We start from the raw sequence: 23,766 nt of genomic DNA, 5'->3' as shown, positions 1-23,766 counted from the left end.
CTGCCGGGTCGAGTGCCGGTCGAAGCCGGCCGGACCCGACCCCACCCGCGCCCGAGGAGCCGTCCATGACCCACCCCTCCATGCCCGTGCTGGAATCCCTCACCCGCACGTGGCCCGACATCGAGGCGGCGCACGAGAGCGCCGCGGGCGCCGGTGCCGCACTGCTGCGCAGCCGTGACGAACTGCTGGGCGCCCTCACCCGGCTCGCCACCTACGCCAGCGCCCGCGACGAACTGCTGCGCTCCCTGCGCACGCTGGCCGGAGCGCCCTGGGAGCTGGCCCGCACGGGAGTTCCGCAGCTGGCCCGGCTCTCCGTCGTCCTCCCGCAGCACACTGCGCTCTACTCCTACGTCCGCCACTGCCTGGTGCCCGCGCTCTACTGCGACGAGGTCGTGGTCCGGCCCGCGCCCCGCATCCGGGAGACCGCGTACGAGCTGCACCAGGTCATCAGCCGCGGGCTCGCCCCGCGATTGGCGGCCCGTATCCGGTTCACCGACGCCGCACAGCGCGACTTCGCACCCATGTGCGCCGAGTCGGATGCCGTCGTCTTCACCGGCAGCGCCGAGGCCGGCACCAGCTTGACGACCGAGGTCGGCGACGGGCCGCTCTTCCTCCTCTCCGGGCCCGCGCCCAACCCGCTGATCGTCGGCCCGCGTGCCGAACCGGCCGCCGCCTGCCGCGCCGTACTCCGCGCCAGACTGCACAACTCGGGGCAGGACCGGCTCTGCCCCGATGTGCTGTTCGTCCACCGGCTGCGGCTGAACGCACTGGTCGAGCAGTTGCGCGCCGAGCTGTCCGTGCTGACGGTTGGCGCCCGCGGCTGGCCGGACGCGGTACTGACCGCGCTCACCTACGGAGAGGCGGTGCAGGGTGCCGCGCGGTTCCTCTCCGCGCACGCCGACCGGGTGGTGGCCGGCGGCGGTACCGATCTGGAGCGGATGCAGGTCGAGCCCTCTTTGCTGGTCTTCGACGAGGACCCGGGCTTTCACCCGCCCCAGCTGGCCGGGCCGCTGTTCTGCGTCGTCCCCTACGAGGACCCCGAACTGCTGCGTGAGTGGGCGCGGGATCCGCTGGAAGTGGAACGCGGTATGTACGCCGCCGTCCTCGGGGAGCCGCGGTTGAGCGGGCGCACCCTCGGTACCGCCGTCGTGCTGCGGGATGCCACGCCGTTCGATGTGGAGGACGGCAACCAGCCGTGCGGCGGGTACGGCGCGCTTGCCAGCGGCGTACGCCGGGAGGGAGTGCTGCTGGGGAGGCCGCAGTTGCTCTCGCGGGAGGCCGCGCAACGGTACCCCGTGATCACCGGGCCCCTCCGGTAGCCCCGCGCCATTGGGGCGCGGGTCGAGTCGGGCTGTAGAGGGTGCTGCCACGGTGCGCGGGAGGCGAACACCTTCCCGAAGGAGGCCGACGGTGGCACACCGGACGCTCATAGTGGCGCGGATGGAGCCGGGCAAGGCCGACTCCATCGCGCGGATCTTCGAGGAGTCGGACGGGACCGAACTGCCCCACATGGTGGGCGTGGCGCGGCGGACGCTCTTCACCTTCCACGACCTGTACTTCCACCTCGTCGAGGCGGACGAGGACATCACCCCCAATCTGTACCGCGCCCGCAGCCACCCCCTCTACGACGACATCAACACCCGCCTCGCGCAGTGCGTGTCGCCCTACGACCCGAACTGGCAGGAGCCCAAGGACGCGATGGCGAACCCGTTCTACGTATGGACGAAGGACTCAGGGAGGATCCAGTGAGCGAGTTCACCCAGCGTGAGCTGGCCGAGAAGCTGCTGGAGTGTGCGGGCGAGGCCGAGGATGTGGACATCGCCGATGAGGCGGCGCTGGATGTGCCGTTCCTCGAACTCGGCTACGACTCGCTGGCGCTGCTCCAGGTGACCGGCGTCATCAAGCGCGAGTTGGGCGTCGAGCTGTCCGACGACGCCGTGGTGGAGGCGGAGACGCCCCGGCTCCTGCTCAAGATGATCAATGCCAACCTGACCGATGCGGCATGAGCGCCGCCGGCACGGAAACCGGTGTGCTGCCCGGGCCGGGGCTGGCGGGCAAGCGCGTCCTGGTCACCGGCGGCACCCGGGGCATCGGCCGCACCACGGCGCTGGCCTTCGCGCAGGCGGGTGCTCGGCTCGTCGTCGGCCACCGCAGTCCCGGTGACCACGCGCGCACCCTGGCCGAGGCGCTGGCGGCCACGGGCGCCGAGCACCATCTGGTACGCGCCGATGTCACCAGCTCCCAGGACACAGCCCGGCTCGCCGAGGAGTGCCGGGCCCGGCTGGGCGGTCTGGACGTGCTCGTCAACAACGTCGGTGTGGACGGCCACAGCAAGTTCGCGGACCTGGACGAGAGCGAGTGGCACCGGCTGCTCGACTCCAATGTCACCTCCGCGTTCCTGGTCACCCGCGCCGTCGACGAACTGCTCGTGGACGGCGCCTCGATCGTCAACATCGGCGCCTCGGTCGCTCTGCGGGGGCGCGCGCTCGGCACCCACTACTCCGCCTCCAAAGCGGCACTCGTCGGCTTCGGCCGGGCGCTGTGCAAGGAGGTCGGCAGCCGTGGCATCCGCGTCAACACCGTGGCGCCCGGGGTCACGGCGACCGACGACGAGCCGGGGGCCGGCCTGCCGCCGCAGCTCGTCGAACGCCTCGCCGGGATGACGGCGCTGGGCCGGCTGGGCACCGGCGCCGACGTGGCCGGCGCGGTCCTCTACCTCGCGGGCGACACCTCCCGCTACGTCACCGGCGTCACGCTCACAGTCGATGGAGGAATCTGATGCCCTACGCGGCGATCACCTACCGGGTCAAGCCCGGCCACGAGGACGAGATCGCGGAGATCTTCGCCAACTTCAAACGCGTCGACACCCCCGACCTGGCCGGGGACGACGGCGAGCAGGCCGGACGGCTGCTGGGCACCGGCGTCTTCATCAAGGACGACGTGATGGTGCGCGTCATCCACTACGAGGGCGACTTCGCGGCCGTCGGCAAGCACATGGCCCAGCAGAAGGGCGTGCACATCCTGGAGGAGAAGCTGCAGCCCTACCTCGCCGAGAAGCGCGACACCGCATCCCCTGAGGCGTTCGCCGCCTACTTCCGCGACGCCACCATGCGGTCCATCGCACAGCTGACCGTGGACACGCACCCCGCCGGGAGCTGAACCGATGAGGGTGGACGCTGTCCTCGGGGTGGCCGTTCTCCTCGGCAGCGGCGTCACGGCGGGGGTCCTCTTCGCCGTGGCGCTCAGCGTGCTGCCCGCGCTGTTCGCCATGGAGACCGGCACATATGTGTACGCCCACAAACTGCTGGGCCGCAACTGGGACCCGACCATGCCCGTGGTCGTTCTGACGTCGACCGTGCTCGCCGTGGTCCTCGCCTTCGTCGCCGACGGCACCCCGGCCCGCGTGCTGTTCGCCGTTGCGGCGGTCCTGCTACTGGGCGTCTCCGCCGTCTCCCACCTGTGCAACGTGCCCATCAACCGGCGGGTCAAGGCGGTGGCGGACCCCGCCGTGCTGCCCGACGACTGGCAGGACCCCCGCCCCCTCTGGCGCCGCTGGCATCTGCTGCGCACCATCCTGGCGCTGGCCGCCCTGCTGCTGAACGCCGCAGCGGTGACGGCGCTGTAACGCGTACCCCGCACGGGCTCTGGAGCACGGTCGAGCAGGGTGCGTGCCAGCAAGGGCGCGTCGTACCAGGCTGCTTCGTCGTGCACGACGAAGCAGCCTGGCGCGGCAGGACGCCGGGGTCCACTCCGGGCGCCAGTCCGGCCGGTTCCGCCGGGTCGGCGGTGCGGCAGGGGTGCCCCCACTCGGCGAGGCGCTCGGCACGGGCACGCAGAGTGCGCTGTTCCTCCTCGGTGTGGCCCCACTGGACGAGCGGCGCCGAATGCCGCCAGCCGGTGCCGCTCGCACCGTCCGCGCGGACCTCTTCCTCCAACTCGCGGTGGAGCGCGGCGCTGCGCCGGTTGAGCAGGAAGTAGGAGTGCGGGGTCTTCAGATGGGTGACGTCGATGGAGAAGGTGGCGCTGGAGGTGCCCGGGGTGCGGCCGCCGGCGTCGAGCACGGTGACGGCGACACCCGCCTCGGCCAGGCGGTGAGCCGGAGCTCGCCGTGGTGGAGGCGCCGGCCTCGGCGGACACCTCAGGGACGCGCCTCTTCCGGCTCACCGACCCCGCCCACACCCGGCGGATCTACGCCACCCGGCGCACCACCGACCCCAACCCCTTCCTCACCCAGGCCCTCGACCTCCTGCGGACCGCCGCCGGGGCGCTGCCCGAGCGGGACGAGAGGGAGTGCCACGCGGTCACCGACTGACCTCCATCTGGCCCATCATGCCCATCTGCACATGGCTGAGCATGTGGCAGTGGTACATGTACAGACCCGTGTGCTCCGTGAAACGGACCTGGATGCGGGCGTACTCGCCCGCCGGCACCGTCACCGTGTCCTTGAGCCCGGCCTCGCCGGCCGCCGGCGGCTTCCCGTTGCGGTCCAGGATCTTGAACGCGTCGAGGTGCGGGTGCATCGAGTGCGGAATGCCGTACTGGCCGTCACCGTTGACGATCTTCCAGGTCTCCGGCACGCCGAGCCGGGGCCGGATGTCGACCCGGTGCATGTCGAACGGCCTGCCGTTGATCAGGTGCCGGCCGGTCCCCGGGTCGAAGGACATGGTGAACTCGCGCTCCACGGCTGACGTGCCCAGGTCGGGGACGGGCCGAAGCCGGTCGGGGACCCTGCTGGGGTCGCGCGCCTCACGCACCACGTCGAAGCGCATGATCCCGGGCGTCTCGCCGTCGAACAGATAGGTGTTGTCGAGGACCAGTCTCCGGCCGACGCCGTAGCGGGAGAAGTCGACCACGATCTCCTGCCGTTCACCGGGCCACAGCTGGAGGACCCGGGTGGGTACTGGCTCGGGCAGCAGGCCGCCGTCCGTCCCGATGTGGGTGAACTCCTCGCCGTCGCCGAGCCGGAGCACGAACGGCCGCTCGTTGGCCGTGTTGACCAGCCTCAGCCGGTACTTGCGGGCCGCCACCTCGAAGTAGGGCCGCGGCCTGCCGTTGACGAGGACGGTGTGCCGATCGTCGAAGCCGTGCAGATCCCAGTCGAGCCGGCCGTTGTCGTGGAACTTGGCGTCGCGCAGCTGGAGGGGCACGTCGTACCGGCCCTTGGGCAGCGGGAGACGCTCCTCGACGTCGTCGGTGAGGATGTAGGTCGCGGCCAGCCCGCGGTAGATGTTCTCCGCGTGGTTCTCGTGCGAGTGGTCGTGCAGCCACAAGGTGGCGGCGCGCTGCTCGTTGGGGTAGCGGAACAGCCGGCTGCCCCCGGGCTCGACCTGGTGCATCGGGTGGCCGTCCGAGGTCTGCGGAGTGTGGCCGCCGTGCAGATGCATGGAGAAGGGCACATCGAGCCTGTTGACCTGCTCGATGATCACGGGCCTGCCCCGCTCGGCCCTGATCACCGGGCTCATCCGGCCGTTGAAGGACCGGATTCGCGTCGTCGTGCCCGGAAGCAGACCGACGTCGGCCTCCTCGGTGGTGAGCCGGTAGAAGTCGTGGCCCGCCAGCCGCCAGGGGCGCAGTGGGGCGGGGACCGTCAGCGGTGTGGTGAACGGCGACGCGGCCGCCCGCGCGACGCCGGACCGGCTGCCGGTGACGAGACCGGCCGGAACGGCGGCCAGTGCGGCGGCCGAGGTACCGGCCCTGAGCACGCTTCTGCGGGTGAGCACGGAGCACTCCTTCCGGCCGCTCAGGCGGCGTCCCGGACCGACATCTGCGCCATGCAGGTCAGCAGTGAGCGGCGGAACGTGGCGGCGAAACCCTCCACGGTGTCGGTCGCCCGGGGCCGGGAGAGATACGGGGCCAGCTTCTCCTCGACCTCGCGCACCCCCGGCTGGGTCGCCATATGGCGGGCGATGGCGTCCAGGTCGCCCTCGTACTCGATGACCCGGACCATCGTGGCGTCCCGGATGAAGACCGCGGTCGACAGGATGCGCGCAGCCTCGCCGCCCGCCTGGTCCTGCACGACAGGCGAGCCCACCCGCCGGAAGTTGCCGAAGATCTCGGAGATCTCCTTCTCGTACCCCGCCTTGATGTCGTAGGTGATGGCGGCGAACGGCATGGCTGCTCCTCGCTGTCGCGGACAGGGCCGCCCATCTGGCCCCACGCCGCTCGCCCACGGGTCGAGCCACGCTGGGGCGCCCCGCAGGGGCGCCGGGAACTGCTCCCCCAGCTATCGGCATCGGGAGGGGGCCATCAACGGCGGTTCGAGCGGACTTGTAGGCGCGGCTGCGACGGTGCGGGGCGCTGGGCGAGGCCGCATCCACTCGGCGGCACCAGCACAGGGCGGCACCAGCCAAGGAAGCCGAAGGAGGCGGGGGTCAGTGACCACCGAGATCACGCGCACCGTCCGGGTGCACGCCGACGACGTCGAGGCCAACACCCGGCGCGGCGGCGACATCAGGACCACGCTCAGCCCGAGGACCACGGGATGCACCAGCGGTTTCGGCGGGGTGCTGAGCCTGGCCCCGGGCGAGCACGTCACCGAGCACTACCACCCCTACTCCGAGGAGTTCCTGCACATCGTCACCGGTCGGCTGGAGATGACGATGGACGGGCAGGCAGTCCAGCTCGGCCCCGGTGACTCGCTGCTGGTGCCCATCGGCGTACGGCACCGGCTGGTGAACACCGGCACCGAGCCCGCGCACGCCGCCTTCCACCTCTCGCCGCTGGCGCCCCGCCCCGATCTGGGCCACGTGGACACCGAGAAGGTGGCACGGGCCGAGCAGCCCAACCCTTCCGTCGGCGGTGCCTCGTGACCGCTCAGGCAGCCGCAGGGCGCCGCGCCGTGGTCACCGGCGTCGGCGTGGTCGCGCCCGGCGGCGTGGGCCGGGAGGCGTTCTGGAAGCTGCTGTCCGACGGCCGTACCGCCACCCGCCGCATCTCGCTGTTCGACCCCACCGGGTTCCGCTCCCGGATGGCGGCAGAGGCCGACTTCGACCCGGTCGCCGCCGGGCTCACCCCGCGGCAGATCCGGCGGATGGACCGGGCCGCGCAGTTCGCCGTCGTCAGCGCCAGGGAGGCGGTCGAAGACAGCGGCTACGACTTCGCCGCCGCCGACCCGGCCCGCACCGGTGTGAGCATCGGCAGCGCCGTGGGCTGCACCATGGGCCTGGAGGAGGAGTACGTCCTGCTCAGCGACGCCGGCAAGCACTGGCTGGTGGACCACACCTACGGCGTGCCGCACCTGTACGGCTACATGGTGCCCTCCACCCTCGCCGTCGAGGTCGCCTGGGAGGTCGGCGCCGAGGGCCCGGTCGCGCTGATCTCCACCGGCTGCACCTCGGGCCTGGACTCCATCGGGCACGGCGTACAGCTCATCGAGGAGGGCAGCTCGGACGTGGTGCTGGCGGGCGCAACCGACGCGCCGCTCTCGCCGATCACCTCCGCCTGTTTCGACGCCATCAAGGCCACCTCGCCCAACAACGACGACCCCGAGCACGCCTCCCGGCCCTTCGACGCGGAGCGCGACGGCTTCGTCCTCGGCGAGGGCGCCGCCGTGCTCGTGCTGGAGGAGAAGGCGGCGGCCGAGGCACGCGGGGCACGGATCTACGGGGAGATCGTCGGCTACGCGGGCCGCAGCAACGCCTTCCACATGACCGGACTGAAGGCCAACGGACGGGAGATGGCCGAGGCCATCCGGGTCTGCCTGAACCGCGCCCGGCTCGACCCCACAGCGGTCGACTACATCAACGCGCACGGCTCAGGGACCAAGCAGAACGACCGCCATGAGACGGCCGCGTTCAAACGCAGCCTGGGCGAGCACGCCTACCGGGTGCCGGTCAGCTCCATCAAGTCCATGGTGGGCCACTCGCTGGGGGCCATCGGCTCCATCGAGGTGGCGGCCTGCGCCCTGGCGCTCGACCGGCAGGTCGTCCCGCCCACCGCCAATCTGCACAACGCCGACCCCGAGTGCGATCTGGACTACGTACCGCGCACCGCGCGCGAGCACGCCATGGACGTGGTGCTCAGCGTCGGCAGCGGCTTCGGCGGCTTCCAGAGCGCCACTGTGCTGGCACGCGCGGGGGCCGTGGCGTACGAGGGGGCCGCCGTATGAGCCCCACCGCGACGAGCACCGCGCCCGTCTCCGCGACCGGCGTCACCAACCCGACCCGCGCCCCCGTGATCACCGGACTCGGCGTCCTGGCGCCCACCGGCATCGGCACCGAGGAGCACTGGCGCTCGGTGCTGGCGGGCCGCTCGGCCATCGACCGGATCACCCTGTTCGACCCGGCGCCCTACCCGGTGCGGCTCGCCGGCCAGGTGCCCGGCTTCGTGGCCAAGGGGCGGGTGCCCAGCCGGCTCATCCAGCAGACCGACCGCTGGACCCATCTGGGGCTGGCCGCGGCCGAGGCCGCCATCGCCGACGCGGGCGTGATCCCCGCCGAACTGCCCGAGTACGAGATGGCGGTGGTCACCTCCAGCTCCTCGGGCGGCACCGAGTTCGGCCAGCACGAGATGGAGAACCTCTACCAGCACGCCCCCGACTGGGTGGGCGCCTACCAGTCGATCGCCTGGTTCTACGCGGCCACCACGGGCCAGATCTCCATCCGGCACGGGATGCGCGGCCCCTGCGGTGTGCTGTGCTGCGAACAGGCCGGCGGACTCGACGCCATCGGCCAGGCGCGGCGGCTGATCCGTACCGGCGCCAAGCTGGTGATGACCGGCGGTACCGACGCCTCCCTGTGCCCCTACGGGCTGACGGCGCAGCTGACCACCGGGCAGCTGTCCACCGTGCAGGACCCGGCACGCGCCTATCTGCCGTTCGACGCGGACGCCTCCGGCTATCTGCCAGGCGAGGGCGGCGCGCTGCTCGTCGTCGAGGACGCCGAGGCGGCCGAGGCCCGTGGCGCCGGCCAGCTCTACGGCCGGGTGCTGGGCTACGCCGCCGCCTTCGACCCCCCGCCGGGATCGGATCGCGGCCCGGTGCTGGCCCGTACGGTCCGCACCGCGCTGGCCGACGCCCGGCTGGACGCCGCCGAGGTGGATGTGGTGTTCGCCGACGCGCTCGGCGTCCCGGAGGCCGACCGTGCCGAGGCCGAGGCGCTGGCCGAGGTGTTCGGGCCGCGCGGAGTGCCGGTCACCGCGCCCAAGACGCTGACCGGCCGGCTCTACGGCGGGGGAGCGGCGCTGGACGTCGCCACCGCGCTGCTGGCGCTGCGCGACCAGGTCGTCCCGCACACCGCGGGACCCGCGGCGCCCGCTCCCGGATACGAGATCGACCTCGTACTCGGCGAGCCGCGCCAGGCCGGACTGCGCACGGCGCTGGTCGTCGCGCGCGGCCACGGGGGCTTCAACGCCGCGCTCGTGCTGGGGCATCCGCACGGACAACCGGAGAACTGAGGAGGGAACCGCCATGGCGGGCCACACCGACAACAGCATCGTCATCGACGCGCCGCTGGACCTGGTCTGGGACATGACCAACGACCTGAAGTCCTGGCCGAACCTGTTCAGCGAGTACGCGGCCGTCGAGGTGCTGGAGGACAACGAAGGGGCGGACGGCAGGGAGATCGTCTTCCGGCTCACCATGCACCCCGACGAGGACGGCAACGTCTGGAGCTGGGTCTCCAAGCGGGTCCCCGACCCCGTCAAGCGCCAGGTGCGCGCCCACCGTGTGGAGACCGGGCCGTTCGAATACATGAACATCTACTGGGAGTACCTCCCCGAGGGCGACGGCACCAGGATGCGCTGGGTGCAGGACTTCCATATGAAGGACGTCGCACCGGTCACCGACGACGGGATGACCGCGCACCTGAACCGCAACACCGCGGTGCAGATGAAGCTCATCAAGGAGAAGGTCGAGGCGGCAGCGAAGGCAGCGGCGGCCCAGTGATCGCGTATATCGCCCCGCTCGTCCTGCTGTTCAACGGGCTGGCCGCCGGTGTGCTGTTCGGCACCCAGTTGGGCGGCTGGCCGCTGCTGGCGGCGCTGCCCGCCGACCGGTACGTGCACGCGCACGCGTTCTTCGCCACCCGTTACGACCCGGCCATGCCGGTCTGTCTGCTCGGCACCCTGGCCGGAGACATCTGGCTGGCGACTGTCAGCCCGCACGCGGGGGCCCGCGGCCTGTTCGTCGCGGGCGCCGTGCTGGCGGCGGTCACCGTGGTCATCTCGCTCACCAAGAACGTCCCGGTCAACAAGTGGGTGCGCTCCCTCGACCCGGACAACCTGCCCGCCGACTTCGCCGACCGGGACCCGCGGTGGCGCTGGGGCGCCTGGAACCAGCGCCGCAGCGCGCTGACCGTCCTCGCCCTGGTCGCCAACTGTGCGGCGCTCGCGCTGCTGCTGTGACCTGCTGTGACATACGACCCCTTACGGAGGAACTCATGGATCTCGGCCTCAAGGGCAAGAAGGCCCTGGTCACCGGCGGTACCAGGGGAGTGGGCCGGGGCATCGCGCTCGCCCTGGCCGAGGCCGGCGCCGACGTGCTGACCTGCTACCAGAAGGAGAGCGAGGCCGTCGCCTCGCTGGAGGCGGCCCTCAAGGAGACCGACGGCGACCACCATGTGGTGTGCGCCGATGTCTCGGACCCCGACAGCGTCACCGCCCTGATCGAGGAGGCCCGCACCCGCTGGGGCCGGCTCGACCTGGTCGTCAACAACGCGGGTGCCATCAGCCATATCCCCTACGCCGAGCTGCCCCTGGAGGAGTGGCGCCGCATCGTCGACACCAACCTCACCGGCGTCCACCTCGTCATCCAGGCGGCGCTGCCGCTGCTGGGCGAGGGCTCCTCCGTCGTCAGCATCGGCTCCAAGGCGGTGGAGGCGGGAATTCCGCTGCGCTCCCACTACACCGCGACCAAGGCGGCGCTGGTCGGCCTGAACCGCTCGCTGGCCAAGGAGTTCGGAGCCAAGGGCATCCGCTTCAACATCGTCGCGCTCGGTGTCATCGAGACCGAGAACCTGCACAAGATGCCCGAGGACCAGCAGAAACTCATGATCGAGCGGTACAGCGCCAAGACCGCGCTGGCCCGGCTCGGCACCCCCGACGAGGTCGCGGGCGCCATCCTGTGGCTGGCCAGCGACCTGTCCCGCTATGTCACCGGCGCCACCATCGGCGTGGACGGAGGAATCTCGTGACCACCGAAGCGAAGAGCGAGGGCCAGTTCCGGGTGCTGCTGCGGATGCAGATCAACCCCGGCATGGAAGCCGACTTCGAGAAGGTGTGGCGCGGCAGCACCGAGGCCGTCACCGGCCACCCCGCCTGCCTGGGCCAGTGGCTGTCCAAGTCGGCCGACGAGGAGTCCACGTACTACATCGTCAGCGACTGGGTGGACGAACCCGGCTTCCGCGAGTTCGAGACCAGCGAAGCGCACCTCGCCCACCGCGAGCGGCTGCACCCCTACCGCTCCCAGGGCTCGTTCAACACCATGACGGTCGTCGCGCACGTACCCGGCAAGGCGGGCGCAGATGCCCGCTGAGGTCCGGGTACTGGTCTACCAGGCGGCTTACGACGACGAGCAGCTGGCCGCGGTGCGCGACGCGTACCACCAGGTCAGCAAGCGGATGGCGCGGGTGCCCGGGATGCTCGGCAACGAGCTGCTGCGCTCACCTGCCGACCCCACCGCGCTCGTCGTCGTCAGCCGCTGGTCCGACATGGCGGCCTTCCGCGCGTGGGAGGAGGGCGCAGCGCACAAGGACGACACCGCGCCGCTGCGCCCGTACCGGGACACCCGGCTGAAGGTGCCGTTCGGCATCTACGAGGTGGACGCCACCTACTGACGGCCGCGCACCGCGAACCCAAGGGACCGACATGACAACCCCAGCAACGCTGACAACGGAACAACCCTCCTGGGTCTCGTGCACCAACTGCCGCTCCCTGGTCTACGGCAAGCGGTACAAGAGGCTGTTGCACGTGTGCCCCGAGTGCGGGGCACACGCCCGCCTGGACGCACCGGCCCGGATAGCCCAGCTCTTCGACGAGGGCAGCGTCACCTACCTCGACGTACCCCCCACCCAGCACAACCCCCTCGACTTCGTGGACCAGCGGCCGTACGCGGAGCGTCTCCAGCAGGCCCGCCACAAGACCGGCCAGCAGGACGCGGTCCTCGCGGTGCGTGGCCGCATCGAAGGGCGCCCCCTCACGGCGGCCGTGATGGACTTCCGCTTCTTCGGTGGCAGCCTCGGCGTCGCGGCGGGCGAGGCGGTCACCACGGCCGCCGAGCACGCACTGCGGGACCGTACCCCCCTGCTGCTCGTCACCGCTTCAGGCGGTGCGCGTATGCAGGAGGGGGCGCTGTCCCTGATGCAGATGGCCAAGACCAGCAACGCGCTGGCCGAGCTGGACGAGGCCGGACTGCTGACCGTCACGCTGGTCACCGACCCCACCTACGGCGGCGTCGCCGCCTCCTTCGCCACCCTCTCCGACGTGGTGGTCGCCGAACCCGGAGCCCGGATGGGCTTCGCCGGGCCGCGCGTCATCGAGCAGACCATCCGCCAGCAGCTCCCCGACGGCTTCCAGACCGCCGAGTTCCTGCGCGGCCACGGCCTCGTGGACGACGTATGGGAGCGCGGCGAACTGCGCGCCAGGCTCGCCCGGCTGCTCGCCGTCTCCGACCGCCCGGCACCGGACTGGGGCGGCAGCGAGGAGGACCCGGTCGTCCGCGACAGCCAGCTGCTGGACCAGCTGCCCGCCTGGGACTGCGTCCAGCTCGCCCGGGAGGCCGGCCGGCCCACCACCCTGGAGCACATCGGGTTCTGGCTGGACGGCTTCGTCGAACTGCACGGCGACCGGGCCGGCGAGGAGTGCCCGGCCGTCGTCGGCGGCATCGGCTGCCTGGACAACCTGCCGGTGATGGTCATCGGCCACCAGAAGGGCCACACCACCGCCGAACTGGTGGCCCGTAACTTCGGGATGCCCTCGCCCGCCGGCTACCGCAAGGCGGCCCGGCTGATGCGGCTGGCGGCCAAGCTGCGGATTCCCGTCGTCACCCTGATCGACACGCCCGGCGCCTACCCGGGACTCAGCGCGGAGGAGAGCGGCCAGTCCGGCGCCATCGCCGAGAACCTGCGGCTGATGGGCTCGCTGCCGGTGCCGGTGGTCGCCGTCGTGACCGGCGAGGGCGGCAGCGGGGGCGCGCTCGCGCTGGGTGTCGCCGACCGGGTGCTGATCTGTGCGAATGCGACCTATTCGGTGATCAGCCCGGAGGGCTGCGCGGCGATCCTGTGGAAGAACGCCGCGGAGGCCGCTGTCGCTGCGGACGAACTGGCCCTTGACGCCGCCTCATTGCTGAGGCTCGGCGTGGTGGACGGGGTGATCCCCGAGCCCGAGGGCGGCGGCCATGTGGATACGGCCGCCCTCAGCGACTCCGTGCGGAGGGCTGTTGTCGCAGCCTTGCGCGAGTTGCGCTCCGCGCCGGACGCGGAGTCGGTGGTTGCGCGTCGGCGCCGTTTCCGGTCCTTCGGACTCGCGGAGGGCTCGTGACGGCCGGTGAGGGGCTGCCCCTGGCTGTTGTTCGCGGGCTGCCCGCCTTCCCCCAGCCTTCGGCCGGGAGGTTCCCCCAGGGCGCAGGGCCGACAAGCGCAACTCCCCATGCCGGGTACGCATTACCGATCGAGAGGCACTCATGAGTGAGCTCACCCAGACGCAGGGCTCCGACGACACACTCGCCGGGCTCGACTACGACAACAGCGGGCTGGCCCTCGCGGACATCTGCCGCAGCATCGCGGAGGTTGTCCGGGTAGGCCCTGACAAGCCCCGCAGGGTCCGCATCGCACTCGGTGCGGCGAGCATCGAGGTCGAATGGGAGGGCGACCGAGGGCCGGCCGCCCTCGTCGGCCCGGCCCCCCAGGAGGGAACCGGCGCCGCGGGGGGCGCCGGGGAGGAAATCCTGGAGGGGCACCGCGAATGCGCGCCCCTCGTCGGCACCTTCTACGCTGCCCCCGCCCCCGGTGCACCCCCCTTCGTACAGCCGGGCGACCACGTGGAGAAGGGCCAGCAGCTCGGCATCATCGAGGCGATGAAGCTGATGAACCCGCTGGAGGCCACCCGGCCCGGGCGCGTGGTCGAGGTGCTGGTCGGCGACGGCGAGCCCGTCGAGTACGGCGAGCCGCTGGTGCTGATCGACCCCGACGAAACCGCCGGCGGCGGCCAGGACGAGGGGGCGTGAGATGGGCTTCGGCACCGTCCTGGTGGCCAACCGGGGCGAGATCGCGATACGCGTGATGCGGACCTGCCGCGAACTGGGCATCCGCACCGTGGCCGTGCACTCGACGGCCGACAAGGACAGCAGCCATGTGCACGCCGCGGACGCCGCGGTGCAGATAGGGCCCGGAGCACCCCGCAAGTCGTATCTCTCGGCGCCGGCCGTGATCGAGGCGGCGCTGCGCACCGGGGCCGACGCCGTGCACCCGGGCTACGGCTTTCTGTCCGAGGACCCGGACTTCGCCGAGATCTGCGCGGAGAACGGGCTGACGTTCATCGGGCCGCGCCCCGAAGTGCTCTCCAGGCTGGGCGACAAGGCGGTCGCCCGGTCGCTGATGACGGACGCGGGGCTGCCGGTGCTGCCCGGCAGCCCCGGCACCGTGGACAGCGCCGCCGAGGCCGCGGATCTGGCATCCCGGATCGGCTATCCGCTCATCATCAAGGCGGCGGCCGGGGGCGGCGGCCGGGGCATGACCGTCGTACGGCACGCCTCCGACCTGCTGCCCGCCTACCGGCAGACCCGGGCGACCGCGCAGGCCGTCTTCGGCGACAACCGCGTCTACATGGAGCGGTACTGCGACAGCGCCCGCCATATCGAGGTGCAGGTCCTCGCAGACGGACACGGCACCGTGCTGCACCTGGGCGAGCGTGACTGCTCCGTGCAGCGCAGGCACCAGAAGCTCATCGAGGAGAGCCCGGGACCGGGGCTGCACCCGCAGCTGCGCTCGGCCATGGCCCGCGCCGCGGTGCGCGGCGCCCGCGCCATCGGCTACACCGGCGCCGGCACCTTCGAGTTCCTGGTGCACGACGAGGGTTTCTCCTTCATGGAGATGAACTGCCGTATCCAGGTGGAGCATCCGGTCACCGAAGCGGTCTACGGGGTCGATCTGGTACGCGAGCAGATCCGGGTCGCTTCCGGTGAGGCGCTGCGGATGGCCCAGGAGGACCTGGTGCCGCGCGGTGTCGCGGTGGAGTGCCGCGTCAACGCGGAGGACCCGGCACGGGACTTCGCCCCGGCACCGGGCACCCTGGAGGAGTTCGTCCCGCCGGGCGGCCCGTTCGTGCGGGTGGACACCCATGGCCGGGCCGGCTGGAAGGTGCCGCCGCAGTACGACTCGCTGCTGGCGAAGGTCATCTGCTGGGCACCCGAACGCGACGAGGCGCTGGAGAGGATGGACCGGGCGCTGGCCGAGTTCCGTATCGCCGGGCCCGGGGTGCACACCACCATCCCGCTGCTGCGCGAGATCGTCGCCGACCCCGTCTTCCAGGAGGGCCGGCACATCACCTCCTTCCTCGACACCCGCGGATGACCTGCCGTACGGCATCTCCCCGCACGCGGTGGAGCCCCGGCCCTGTTCCCAGGGCCGGGGCTCCACCGCGTAGGGGCCGGGCGGGTCAGCCCTTGGCCTCCTGGGCCTCGCTCTCCTCGCCCCAGCTCTCGTAGCCCCGCACCTCGCGCGGCATCGTCTGGGCGAGCAGCGCGACGACGACCAGGCCGCCGACCGTGAACCACACGAAGCGGCCGAAGGTGTCGGTGAACATGTCCGCTCGGCCCGCGTCCACCGCCTTGTCCACCGCCTGCTGCACCCTGGGGTCGCTGCCGGCCCGCTCGAACACCGGACCACAGCTCTTCGGTTGTTTGTCGGGGTTCTCCTCCTCGGCGTAGTCGACGAAGCAGGGCCGCAGCTGCGCCGAGAGCTCGCGCGCCTCGGAGGCCGGAATACCGGCGGCCCTCAGCTCGGTCCGCAGCTGCTTGTCGTGACCGTCGTACGCGTCGGGCGCGGCGTTGGCGAGCGGTGTGAACAGCAGGACACCCAGCAGCGCGGCACCCGTGGCATTGCCGAGCTGGACAGCGGCGCTCAGCGAACCGGAGGCGGCACCCGCGTCCCTGCCCTCCACATGGGCGCCCGCGACGGTGAAGGCCGGGCCGATGACGCCGCCCATGCCGATGCCCGCCAGGAACAGCCCAGGCGCCAGCTCCCACCAGCCCGCGCCCGGCTCAAGTGCCAGCGCGAACCACAGCATGCCGGCGGCCATCACCAGCGCCCCGGCGGTGAGCAGATGCCGCCCCAGCTTGCCGACAAGACCGTCGGCAGCACCGGAGGTGAGACCGGCGCCGATCGCCCACGGCAGGAAGAGCAGACCGGTGCGCATGGCGCTGTAGCCCAGACCGATCTGCAGGGTGAGCGAGATGGCCAGGAAGAAGCCGATCATCGTCGCGTCGAAGACGAACAGCACGACGGTGCCCGCGCTGAACCCGGGCTGCCCGAACAGCCGCAGCGGCACCAGCGCGGAGTGGTCCCGTCGCTCCTTGGCCCGTGCGTGCAGCGCGTAGCCGACCATGACCAGCGGCGCCGCGATCACCGCCACGACCATCCAGGCGGGCCACCCGCTGGTGCGCCCCTGCACCAGTGGATACAGCAGGAGCAGCAGGCTGGCGCTGACCAGGACCACGCCGAGGATGTCCATCCGCAGCGGGAAGTCCGACTTGGTCTCCGGCACCAGTACGGAGGCCGCGAACAGCGCGGCGATGCCGATGGGTACGTTGACGAGGAAGACCGCGCGCCAGCCGAGGCCCAGCACGTCGTAGGCGACGAACACGCCACCCAGCAGCGGTCCCGCCACCGCGGCCAGCCCGGTCACCGCGCCGTAGGCGCCGCTGGCGCCGCCCCGTTCGTTCCCCGGGAAGATCGCGTACACCGTCGCCATGATCTGCGGCACCATCAGCGCCGACGCGATGCCCTGCACCGCACGCGCCGTCACCAGCACCTCGACGTCGGGCGCGATACCGCACAGCAGCGAGGAGAGCGTGAACAAGCCGATGCCCAGCAGGAAGATCCGCTTGCGGCCGTAGCGGTCCCCCATCCGGCCGCCCGTGATCAGCCCCAGACCGAAGGCCAGGGTGTAGGCCGTCACCACCCACTGGGAGGCCGCGTAGCCGGCGTCCAGGTCACTGCGGATGTCGGGTAAGGCGATGTTGACGATCGTGACGTCCAGCAGGTCCATGAAGGCCGCGGCGAGCAGCACCCCGAGCGCCATCCAGCGCTTGGGGTACGGCTCGGCCGCCGGGGTCACCGAGTTGTCCGCTGTGGTGGTCATGTCTCCAACTCCGCACTGTCGGTGCTATGTGGTTGTGGGCGGTCCGGGGTCTCGAGCCGATCACGGGCGGGCCGTCACCAGGTGACGGGCAGCTCGTCCAGACCACGGATCAGCGACCCCGTGCGCCAGGTGAGGTTCTCTTCGGGCACCGCCGGCCGCAGGCCGGGGAAGCGGTCGAGGAGCGTGCCCAGCGCGATGTGCAGTTCCATCCTGGCGAGTTGGGCGCCCAGGCAGAAGTGGGCTCCGTGGCCCATGGCCAAGTGGTGGTTGGGCTCCCGGTGGAAGTCCAGCTCATCGGGGTGGTCGAAGGCGGCCGGGTCGCGGTTGGCGGCACCCAGGTCCACGATCACCGCCTCACCCGCGGCCACCGGTACCCCGTGCAGCACCGTGTCCTCGGTGACCAGGCTGGCGAACGCGGAGCCCGCGCCGGTGGGCACGTACCGCAGCAGCTCCTCCACGGCCCTGGGCCACAGCTCGGGGTGCTCGCGCAGCTCCTGGGCGCGCGCCGGGTTGTTCAGCAGCACATAGGTGAAGTTGGTGATCTGGTTCAGGGTGGTCTCGTGGCCCCCGATGAGCAGCGCCACCCCCAGCCACACCAGCTCCTGCTCGCTGAGCTTGTCGTCGTCGTCCCGCGCCGTGACCAGCGCACCGAGCAGGTCGTCGGTGGGGTTGGCGCGGCGCTCGGCGACCAACTGGGCGAAGTAGCCGAAGAAGTTGCCCATCGCGGCCTTGACCTCGTCCGAGTCGAAGGCCGTGGTGCCCATGATGCCCTCGGTGAAGGCGCGGAAGTGCTTCTCGTCCTCGACGGGTACGCCCATCACCTCGCAGATCACCCGCACCGGCAGCGGCACGGCCAGATGCCGCACCAGATCGGCGGGGGCGCCGTGCGCCACCATCTCGTCCAGCAGTTCGTCGACGGCCTTCTGGATACGGGGCCGCATGGCCTCCACCCGGCGGGCCGTGAACGCCTTGCTGACCAGGCGGCGCAGCCGGGAGTGCTCCGGCGGGTCGAGCGTCATGATCGTCCCGGCGGGCGGGGGCTCGGGCATCAGCCGGGGTATCGCCGGGTTCTCAGCGGCGGCCGCGCGGCTGACCGCGGGTGAGGACATCACCTCGCGCACCGCCTCGTACCCGGTCGCCAGCCAGGCGGTGCCGCCGTGCGGCATGGTCACCCGGGTGAGCGGCGCCTCGGCGAGCAGCCGGGCGTAGCCGGGGTGCAGATCGAGGCGGGTGGGCTCGCCCAACGGATAGGCGAGGGGCGGCTGTTCCTGACGGGGCGCGGCCGGCCGTGGACCTGTCGTGGTCACACCTGGCTCCCTTCGGAGGCTGTTCGTTCGTGCGGAGGTCGCAGCGATGTGACCGGACGCACCGGCCAGGGTCCCAGCAGCGCCTCGAGTCCAGCTCGAGTGCGGCAGGAGACGTTCATGCGCCGCTCCACCCGAAGTCGTGGTTGCTGTGCGTGGTGATCTGCACGTAGTTGCCCTCGGGGTCGGTCACATAGGCGTGCCGGTCGCCCCAGGGCTGGTCGCGGGGGTCCAGCACCACCGGGGCACCGGCCTCGCGCAGCGCGCCGACGGTTTTGTCGACGTCCTCGACGATGACGGTGATGTCGAACCGGCGGCCGGTGGAGGCACCGATGCCGTCCAGCCCGGTCGAGGCCCGTACGGCGGCCTCGTCGGCAAGCGTGAGATGAAAGGCGCTCCACTTGAGCGTGATGAAGACCGGCTCCTCCTTGGTGGGGAACCGGTAGGTCTCCACGAAGCCGATGGTGCGGTAGAACGCCGCCATCGCCTCGATGTCACCGGTGAAGAGGGTCGGCTGGCCGGCCCGGATGTCGTCGCCGGCGGCCGCTGTGTTCTCCCCTGGCACGGTGGATACCTCCTGCGGGTGTGGTGAGTGGGCCGGTGCGTGGCGGGTCGCGCCCGCAGACGATTCCGCCGGACCCTCCCTGTTGCGGCTGCGCCGTTGCGGCGGAAACGGATTCCGCCGCAACGGTGGTCAGCCACGACGGCCCGGGTCCGGCGGAATCGTCGGGAGCCGCGACGACCGCGTGCGGTGCGTCAGTTGCCGGGCGTCAGTCGCCGGGCGGCGGGGGCTGGACCTCGGGGGTGCGCTCACCGATGTTGAACAGGGTGCCCAGCGGGTCCTTGAAGTCCGCCGACAGGCCCCAGTGCTCCTCGGTGATGTCGTTCGCGATCTCGACCCCGCGCGACCGCAGCTCGGCCACGGTCTTGTGGATGTCGTCGCAGTAGAACGCCGTGTGGGAGCGCTGTCCTGCGGTGCTGGGCATGCCCTCGGGGCGCTGCGCCAGGATGAGGATGGCCCGCTTGTCCGGCGTCACCACCTCGACCCATCCCGCGCCCGGGCATTCCTCGGAGTCCAGGTGGAGACCGAAGCCCATGGTCTGGGTCCAGAACTCCTTGGCCTTCTGCTGGTCGTCGACGAAGATGAAGATCTTGTTCACGCCGTTGATCACTGGGAGTACCTCCGCAGGGCTGGGATGCGCTGTCGCTCCCAGGAGTAGCCAGCGGCCCTCGAAGATGTCTGGGGACGCGGTCGGGGGACCGCCGCGGGCCGCTCTCACCAGCCGATGACGGCGTCCCGGCGCAGGAAGGCCCCCGAAGGGCCGTCGTCGGGCAGCGTGGCCGCACGCACGATGTGCTCGGCGGCCTCCTGCGGCGACTGCTCGGCATCCGGCCGCATCCGGGAGCGGACCAGCCCGGGGTTGATGGCGTTCACCAGCACCCCGGTGCCCTCGGTCTCGCGGGCGAGCAGCACCGTCAGCGCGTTGAGGGAGGACTTGGAGACGGAGTAGGCCGGACACCGGCCGGGCAGGCCGAGGTCGAACGAGGCGGTGCCGCTGGAGATGTTGACGACCCGCCCCCAGCCCCGGCGCACCATGTCAGGTACGAACGCCTGCGCCATCCGCCACGCGCCCAGCAGATTGACCTCCAGCGTGCTGTGCACCAGCGCCAGGTCGATCCCCGTCGGCTCCTCGCCCCAGTCGAGCTGCACTCCGGCGTTGTTGACCAGGATGTCGACCTCGCCCACCGAGGCGTGCAGCTCGGCCACCGCCGCGGCGTCCGTGACGTCCAGCCGGGCGCCCCGCGCCCCCGCGCCCAGCCGCTCGGCCGCCGCCCGGGCCTGGTCACCGTCCCGCGAGGCGACGATCACGCGGTGTCCGCGTCCGTGCAGCAGCGCGGCGACCGCGTGTCCGATGCCGCGATTGCCGCCGGTGACCAGAGCAGTCCTGGAGACCTCCGCCATGGGATCGCCCTCCCGCGTGTCGTCGGAACGCGGCAGCAGCAGGCCGCGGCGGCAGCATGCCGCGTCCCGGTGGAGTCCCACTCGACCGCGCCGTCCCCAACGACCGGGAATGCAGCGGGCGTTGCCGAACCTCCGGCATGATGGAGCGATGACCAGACCGCCGCACAGCGCGACCCCCGACCCCGCAGGTGCCGATCCCTCCGGCGCGGGCGGGCGCAACGGCTCACAGGCCGGGCCGCCCGCCCGCAGCCGCAAGCGGGTCGTCCGCCGCCGCATCCTGATCACCGCGGGCTCGCTGCTGGGTCTGGGCGCGCTGACCGGCGGCGCCTACGGCGTCACCTTCGCGATGGTCTACCGCGACCGCAAGCTGTCCAACGTCGGCGAGCTGGACTTCCGCAACCCGGTGGCCGTACCCCGACTGCTGGAGCCGGAGAAGGACGACCGCGGCCGACGGCACTTCACCCTCAAGGCCCGCACCGGCACCAGCACCCTGATCCCCGGCAAGAAGACCCCCACCTGGGGCATCAACGGGCCGTTCCTCGGCCCCACGCTGCGCGCCCGGCGCGGGGACACCGTCTCGGTCGCGTTCACCAACGGGCTCCCGGAGACCACCACCCTGCACTGGCACGGTATGCACCTGCCCGCCGAGTTCGACGGGGGTCCGCATCAGGCGGTCGCACCGGGCGAGGTGTGGCGGCCCAGCTGGCGCCTCGACCAGCCGGCGGCGACGCTCTGGTACCACCCGCACCCGCACGGCAAGACCGCCGACCACGTCACCCGCGGCATCGCCGGGCTGTTCCTGATCGAGGACGAGCACTCCCAGGACGCCGGCCTGCCGCACACCTACGGCGTGGACGATGTGCCGCTCATCCTGCAGGACCGGGCCTTCCACGACGACGGCTCGCTGTCGCTGCGCGGCGTCTCCTTCATGGAGGAGCTGGCCGGCGCCGGCTCCCTCGGCGTCCTCGGCGACAACATCTTCGTCAACGGCACCCACAACCCGCATCTGAAGGTCACCACCCGGCTGCTGCGGCTGCGCGTGCTGAACGGGTCCAACGCGCGCGTCTACAACCTCGGACTCACCGACGGCCGCTCCTTCCACCTCGTAGCGCAGGAGAGCGGCCTGCTGTCGAACCCCCTGCGGATGCGCCGCCTGCAGCTCGCGCCCGCCGAACGCGCCGAGATCGTTGTGCCCTTCGAACCGGGCGAGAAGGTGGTGCTGCGCAGCTACCCGCCCGACCTCGGCGTCGGCTTCCCCAACGGGCGGCTGGACGGCGGCGAGGACACCTTCGACCTCATCCAGTTCCGCGCCGGGAAGACGCTGCGCGGCTCCGGCGAAGTGCCCGGCAAGCTGCCCGGCGCACCGGAACCGCCTACGGCCCCCGGTTCCGCGCACCGGAGGTACTTCGAGCTGTCCGGCATCCAGATCAACGGCCGCTCGATGGACATGAACCGTATCGACCAGGTGGCACCCGCGCGCGCCGTCGAACTGTGGGACGTGCAGGGCATCGACGGGGTGCCGCACTCCTTCCATGTGCACGGCACCAGCTTCAGCGTCGTCTCGTACGGCGGGCGGCCCGTCCCCGCGCGGCTGCGGGGGCTGAAGGACACCGTCTATCTGCGCCCGCAGGAGACGGTGCGGCTGGCCGTACCGATGCCGGAGCATGTCGATCCGGCCACCCCTTACATGTTCCACTGCCACATGCTCAAGCACGAGGACCAGGGGATGATGGGGCAGTTCACCGTGGTGAAACCCGGAACCGAGGGCTCCGCTCCCCGCCGCGTACGAGGGGGCCACCACTGAGGGGCACGCGGGGTCAGTCATTCGAGTGGTCCGCAAGTGCCCTTGCCTACGCTCCCGACACGGCGGCAGCAGAACCGCTGTCTTGACGAGAGGCGAGGAAAAGCATGGGTAACCCACAAGCGCCGGCACCGTCGCGCAGGGCGCTGCTCATCGGCTGCGGGATCGCCGGTCCGGTGCTGGCTCTCTACCTCCAGCGGATCGGTGTGGAGGCCGTCATCCACGAGGCGAGCGAGGCGCCGCGCGACGACGTGGGCGCCTTTCTCAACCTCGCGCCCAACGGGCTGGCGGTGCTGGAGACCCTGGGCATCAGGCAGAACGTCGAGCAGTACGGGTCGCCCACCACCAGCACCGCCTTCCTCAACCACCGGGGCAAGCAGCTCGGCGAGAACCCGGCGGAGACGCTGCTGCTCAAGCGCGGCCTGCTGAACAAGGGGCTGCGCGAGGCCGCAGTGGAGCGGGGGGTGCGTATCGAGTTCGGGAAGTTCTTCGAGAGCGTCACCGAGACCGGCGACGGCGTCACCGTACGGTTCCGCGACGGCTCCACCGCCGAGGGCGACTTCATGGTCGGCTGCGACGGTATCCACTCCAGGACGCGGTACTCGGTGCTGCCGGACGCCCCCAGGCCGACGTACACGGGTGTCATCGGGACAGCCGGCTACACCCGCTCCCGGTACGGCGCTCCCGAGGACGGCACGATGCGGATGTCGTTCTGCCTCGACGGGTTCTTCGGTCACCAGACCACGCCCGGCGGGGAGATCTACTGGTTCGAGAACTACCACCAGTCCCGGGAGCCCGCCCGGGGCGAGATCGAGGCCGTCACCCACGAGGAGTGGCAGCGGCGGCTGTTGGCCAAGCACCGCAAGGACCACTACCCGGTGCCGCAGCTGATCGAGGACACCCCGTCCGGGATCATCGGCTACCCGATCTACGACATGCCCTCCCTGCCCACCTGGTACAAGGGGCGGGTCTGCCTGGTGGGGGACGCGGCGCACGCCACCTCGCCGCACGTCGGGCAGGGTGCCTCGATGGCGATGGAGGACGCGATCGTGCTGGCCAAGTGCCTGCGGGATCTGGGCGAGCCGGAGCGGGCCTTCGCCGCGTTCCAGGGCATTCGCAAGGGCCGCGTCGAGAAAATCATCAAGGAGGGGCGCAAGACCGGCAACCAGAAGGCCGCCAGCAACGGCTTCCAGCGTGCCGTGCGCGATCTGGTGCTGCCCTTCTTCCTCAAGCTCGGCGTGAAGGCCACCGAGCCGGTCTACTCCTACCGCGTCCCCTGGGAGGACCCGGTGACGACCGCCCGCGTCTGAACCAGCTCCACCCAGCAGGGGCGCGCCCATCCGGGCGCGCCCCTGACCGTATGTGGGGGGCTGACGTTTCAAGGCTGTCTCCACCGCTCCTCCGGC

At 71.5% G+C, this 23,766-nt stretch carries 27 protein-coding genes and 1 pseudogene; 20 read left to right on the top strand and 8 right to left on the bottom strand.

All coding sequences use genetic code 11. The annotated features are described in order from the left end of the window. Window positions 1–65 precede the first annotated feature (65 nt). From JW592_RS22020 to JW592_RS21995, 6 genes are all read left to right on the top strand, one after another. Entirely contained in the window at window positions 66–1,319 is a 1,254-nt protein-coding gene (locus JW592_RS22020) for an aldehyde dehydrogenase family protein (RefSeq protein ID WP_209266926.1), read from the top strand. Between the two features lie 91 nt (window positions 1,320–1,410). Continuing rightward, window positions 1,411–1,749, top strand: a complete 339-nt coding sequence (locus JW592_RS22015; protein WP_209266925.1) for a TcmI family type II polyketide cyclase — start codon at window positions 1,411–1,413, stop codon at window positions 1,747–1,749. Beyond that, window positions 1,746–2,006 (top strand): acyl carrier protein, encoded by a 261-nt coding sequence (locus JW592_RS22010; RefSeq protein WP_209266924.1) that lies wholly within the window; start codon window positions 1,746–1,748, stop codon window positions 2,004–2,006. Before JW592_RS22015 ends, JW592_RS22010 begins: the two co-directional genes overlap by 4 nt. After that, on the top strand, window positions 2,003–2,779 hold the full coding sequence (locus JW592_RS22005) for an SDR family NAD(P)-dependent oxidoreductase (protein WP_209266923.1): 777 nt from the start codon (window positions 2,003–2,005) through the stop codon (window positions 2,777–2,779). The genes JW592_RS22010 and JW592_RS22005 overlap by 4 nt, the downstream gene beginning before the upstream one ends. Further along, on the top strand, window positions 2,779–3,159 hold the full coding sequence (locus JW592_RS22000) for a SchA/CurD-like domain-containing protein (protein ID WP_209266922.1): 381 nt from the start codon (window positions 2,779–2,781) through the stop codon (window positions 3,157–3,159). Before JW592_RS22005 ends, JW592_RS22000 begins: the two co-directional genes overlap by 1 nt. 4 nt (window positions 3,160–3,163) lie before the next feature. Continuing rightward, complete coding sequence (locus tag JW592_RS21995) at window positions 3,164–3,625, top strand: anthrone oxygenase family protein (protein ID WP_209266921.1); 462 nt, start codon at window positions 3,164–3,166, stop codon at window positions 3,623–3,625. Between the two features lie 130 nt (window positions 3,626–3,755). On the opposite strand, the pseudogene JW592_RS33625 reads toward JW592_RS21995, so the two are convergent. Continuing rightward, a pseudogene (locus tag JW592_RS33625) lies at window positions 3,756–4,088 on the bottom strand (hypothetical protein); the annotation flags it as partial. A gap of 20 nt (window positions 4,089–4,108) precedes the next feature. Here JW592_RS33625 and JW592_RS21990 point away from each other — a divergent pair. Beyond that, on the top strand, window positions 4,109–4,312 hold the full coding sequence (locus JW592_RS21990; RefSeq protein WP_209266920.1) for a hypothetical protein: 204 nt from the start codon (window positions 4,109–4,111) through the stop codon (window positions 4,310–4,312). Here the strand turns inward: JW592_RS21990 and JW592_RS21985 are convergent. Together JW592_RS21985 and JW592_RS21980 are read right to left on the bottom strand one after the other, a co-directional pair. Next, window positions 4,302–5,720 (bottom strand): multicopper oxidase family protein, encoded by a 1,419-nt coding sequence (locus tag JW592_RS21985; protein ID WP_209266919.1) that lies wholly within the window; start codon window positions 5,718–5,720, stop codon window positions 4,302–4,304. The genes JW592_RS21990 and JW592_RS21985 overlap by 11 nt on opposite strands. Window positions 5,721–5,740: 20 nt before the next feature. After that, the gene (locus JW592_RS21980; RefSeq protein ID WP_209266918.1) at window positions 5,741–6,112 is read right to left on the bottom strand and encodes a SchA/CurD-like domain-containing protein; all 372 of its coding nucleotides are present in this window, start codon (window positions 6,110–6,112) and stop codon (window positions 5,741–5,743) included. A gap of 262 nt (window positions 6,113–6,374) precedes the next feature. On the opposite strand from JW592_RS21980, the gene JW592_RS21975 reads away from it, so the two are divergent. The 11 genes from JW592_RS21975 (at window position 6,375) to accC (ending at window position 15,503) form a co-directional block, all read left to right on the top strand. Further along, window positions 6,375–6,809 carry a cupin domain-containing protein gene (locus JW592_RS21975; RefSeq protein WP_209266917.1) on the top strand — a complete coding sequence of 145 codons (435 nt, stop codon included), beginning with the start codon at window positions 6,375–6,377 and terminating at the stop codon, window positions 6,807–6,809. Continuing rightward, on the top strand, window positions 6,806–8,107 hold the full coding sequence (locus tag JW592_RS21970; protein WP_209266916.1) for a beta-ketoacyl-[acyl-carrier-protein] synthase family protein: 1,302 nt from the start codon (window positions 6,806–6,808) through the stop codon (window positions 8,105–8,107). The genes JW592_RS21975 and JW592_RS21970 overlap by 4 nt, the downstream gene beginning before the upstream one ends. Next, entirely contained in the window at window positions 8,104–9,393 is a 1,290-nt protein-coding gene (locus JW592_RS21965) for a ketosynthase chain-length factor (RefSeq protein WP_229376558.1), read from the top strand. The genes JW592_RS21970 and JW592_RS21965 overlap by 4 nt, the downstream gene beginning before the upstream one ends. A gap of 13 nt (window positions 9,394–9,406) precedes the next feature. Continuing rightward, the gene (locus JW592_RS21960; RefSeq protein WP_209266915.1) at window positions 9,407–9,883 is read left to right on the top strand and encodes an SRPBCC family protein; all 477 of its coding nucleotides are present in this window, start codon (window positions 9,407–9,409) and stop codon (window positions 9,881–9,883) included. Continuing rightward, window positions 9,880–10,341 carry an anthrone oxygenase family protein gene (locus JW592_RS21955; protein WP_209266914.1) on the top strand — a complete coding sequence of 154 codons (462 nt, stop codon included), beginning with the start codon at window positions 9,880–9,882 and terminating at the stop codon, window positions 10,339–10,341. The genes JW592_RS21960 and JW592_RS21955 overlap by 4 nt, the downstream gene beginning before the upstream one ends. A gap of 35 nt (window positions 10,342–10,376) precedes the next feature. Then, window positions 10,377–11,129, top strand: coding sequence for an SDR family NAD(P)-dependent oxidoreductase (locus JW592_RS21950; protein WP_209266913.1), 753 nt, complete (start codon window positions 10,377–10,379; stop codon window positions 11,127–11,129). After that, window positions 11,126–11,470: an antibiotic biosynthesis monooxygenase family protein gene (locus tag JW592_RS21945; protein ID WP_307805500.1), complete on the top strand. Its 345-nt coding sequence runs from the start codon at window positions 11,126–11,128 to the stop codon at window positions 11,468–11,470. The genes JW592_RS21950 and JW592_RS21945 overlap by 4 nt, the downstream gene beginning before the upstream one ends. After that, on the top strand, window positions 11,460–11,771 hold the full coding sequence (locus JW592_RS21940) for an antibiotic biosynthesis monooxygenase family protein (RefSeq protein ID WP_209266912.1): 312 nt from the start codon (window positions 11,460–11,462) through the stop codon (window positions 11,769–11,771). Before JW592_RS21945 ends, JW592_RS21940 begins: the two co-directional genes overlap by 11 nt. 31 nt (window positions 11,772–11,802) lie before the next feature. Next, on the top strand, window positions 11,803–13,473 hold the full coding sequence (gene accA, locus JW592_RS21935; RefSeq protein WP_209266911.1) for an acetyl-CoA carboxylase carboxyl transferase subunit alpha: 1,671 nt from the start codon (window positions 11,803–11,805) through the stop codon (window positions 13,471–13,473). Between the two features lie 142 nt (window positions 13,474–13,615). After that, window positions 13,616–14,158 carry an acetyl-CoA carboxylase biotin carboxyl carrier protein gene (locus JW592_RS21930; RefSeq protein WP_209266910.1) on the top strand — a complete coding sequence of 181 codons (543 nt, stop codon included), beginning with the start codon at window positions 13,616–13,618 and terminating at the stop codon, window positions 14,156–14,158. Between the two features lies 1 nt (window position 14,159). Beyond that, window positions 14,160–15,503: an acetyl-CoA carboxylase biotin carboxylase subunit gene (accC, locus tag JW592_RS21925; protein ID WP_209266909.1), complete on the top strand. Its 1,344-nt coding sequence runs from the start codon at window positions 14,160–14,162 to the stop codon at window positions 15,501–15,503. Between the two features lie 85 nt (window positions 15,504–15,588). Here the strand turns inward: accC and JW592_RS21920 are convergent, their stop codons facing one another. The 5 genes from JW592_RS21920 to JW592_RS21900 form a co-directional block, all read right to left on the bottom strand. Continuing rightward, window positions 15,589–17,292 (bottom strand): MFS transporter, encoded by a 1,704-nt coding sequence (locus JW592_RS21920; protein ID WP_209266908.1) that lies wholly within the window; start codon window positions 17,290–17,292, stop codon window positions 15,589–15,591. Between the two features lie 74 nt (window positions 17,293–17,366). Continuing rightward, a complete protein-coding gene (locus tag JW592_RS21915; RefSeq protein WP_307805498.1) occupies window positions 17,367–18,599 on the bottom strand; it encodes a cytochrome P450 in 1,233 nt (410 codons plus the stop codon). A 115-nt stretch (window positions 18,600–18,714) separates the two neighbouring features. Beyond that, complete coding sequence (locus JW592_RS33235; RefSeq protein ID WP_209266907.1) at window positions 18,715–19,161, bottom strand: VOC family protein; 447 nt, start codon at window positions 19,159–19,161, stop codon at window positions 18,715–18,717. A gap of 205 nt (window positions 19,162–19,366) precedes the next feature. Continuing rightward, complete coding sequence (locus JW592_RS21905) at window positions 19,367–19,768, bottom strand: VOC family protein (protein ID WP_209266906.1); 402 nt, start codon at window positions 19,766–19,768, stop codon at window positions 19,367–19,369. Between the two features lie 104 nt (window positions 19,769–19,872). Beyond that, a complete protein-coding gene (locus JW592_RS21900) occupies window positions 19,873–20,559 on the bottom strand; it encodes an SDR family NAD(P)-dependent oxidoreductase (RefSeq protein WP_209266905.1) in 687 nt (228 codons plus the stop codon). Window positions 20,560–20,707: 148 nt separating this feature from the next. Between JW592_RS21900 and JW592_RS21895 the strand changes: the two genes are divergently transcribed. Then, window positions 20,708–22,363: a multicopper oxidase family protein gene (locus JW592_RS21895; protein ID WP_209266904.1), complete on the top strand. Its 1,656-nt coding sequence runs from the start codon at window positions 20,708–20,710 to the stop codon at window positions 22,361–22,363. A 104-nt stretch (window positions 22,364–22,467) separates the two neighbouring features. After that, complete coding sequence (locus tag JW592_RS21890) at window positions 22,468–23,670, top strand: FAD-dependent monooxygenase (RefSeq protein ID WP_209266903.1); 1,203 nt, start codon at window positions 22,468–22,470, stop codon at window positions 23,668–23,670. Window positions 23,671–23,766: the final 96 nt, after the last annotated feature.

Origin of the sequence: Streptomyces spirodelae, from assembly GCF_017676385.1 — a bacterium.
Taxonomy (GTDB): Bacteria; Actinomycetota; Actinomycetes; order Streptomycetales; family Streptomycetaceae; genus Streptomyces; species Streptomyces spirodelae.
The sequence above is the reverse complement of the archived record's forward strand: the minus strand, read 5'-3'. Positions and strand labels throughout refer to the sequence as shown.

What these genes read in the sequence shown, in the direction of transcription:
- JW592_RS21890 (WP_209266903.1), top strand. Translation starts at nt 22,468, where the DNA reads ATGGGTAACCCACAAGCGCCGGCACCGTCGCGCAGGGCGCTGCTCATC.
- accC (WP_209266909.1), top strand. Translation starts at nt 14,160, where the DNA reads ATGGGCTTCGGCACCGTCCTGGTGGCCAACCGGGGCGAGATCGCGATA.
- JW592_RS21900 (WP_209266905.1), bottom strand. Translation starts at nt 20,559, where the DNA reads ATGGCGGAGGTCTCCAGGACTGCTCTGGTCACCGGCGGCAATCGCGGC.
- accA (WP_209266911.1), top strand. Translation starts at nt 11,803, where the DNA reads ATGACAACCCCAGCAACGCTGACAACGGAACAACCCTCCTGGGTCTCG.
- JW592_RS21920 (WP_209266908.1), bottom strand. Translation starts at nt 17,292, where the DNA reads ATGACCACCACAGCGGACAACTCGGTGACCCCGGCGGCCGAGCCGTAC.
- JW592_RS21950 (WP_209266913.1), top strand. Translation starts at nt 10,377, where the DNA reads ATGGATCTCGGCCTCAAGGGCAAGAAGGCCCTGGTCACCGGCGGTACC.
- JW592_RS21940 (WP_209266912.1), top strand. Translation starts at nt 11,460, where the DNA reads ATGCCCGCTGAGGTCCGGGTACTGGTCTACCAGGCGGCTTACGACGAC.
- JW592_RS21980 (WP_209266918.1), bottom strand. Translation starts at nt 6,112, where the DNA reads ATGCCGTTCGCCGCCATCACCTACGACATCAAGGCGGGGTACGAGAAG.
- JW592_RS22020 (WP_209266926.1), top strand. Translation starts at nt 66, where the DNA reads ATGACCCACCCCTCCATGCCCGTGCTGGAATCCCTCACCCGCACGTGG.
- JW592_RS21965 (WP_229376558.1), top strand. Translation starts at nt 8,104, where the DNA reads ATGAGCCCCACCGCGACGAGCACCGCGCCCGTCTCCGCGACCGGCGTC.
- JW592_RS21895 (WP_209266904.1), top strand. Translation starts at nt 20,708, where the DNA reads ATGACCAGACCGCCGCACAGCGCGACCCCCGACCCCGCAGGTGCCGAT.
- JW592_RS22005 (WP_209266923.1), top strand. Translation starts at nt 2,003, where the DNA reads ATGAGCGCCGCCGGCACGGAAACCGGTGTGCTGCCCGGGCCGGGGCTG.
- JW592_RS21960 (WP_209266915.1), top strand. Translation starts at nt 9,407, where the DNA reads ATGGCGGGCCACACCGACAACAGCATCGTCATCGACGCGCCGCTGGAC.
- JW592_RS21995 (WP_209266921.1), top strand. Translation starts at nt 3,164, where the DNA reads ATGAGGGTGGACGCTGTCCTCGGGGTGGCCGTTCTCCTCGGCAGCGGC.
- JW592_RS21930 (WP_209266910.1), top strand. Translation starts at nt 13,616, where the DNA reads ATGAGTGAGCTCACCCAGACGCAGGGCTCCGACGACACACTCGCCGGG.
- JW592_RS22000 (WP_209266922.1), top strand. Translation starts at nt 2,779, where the DNA reads ATGCCCTACGCGGCGATCACCTACCGGGTCAAGCCCGGCCACGAGGAC.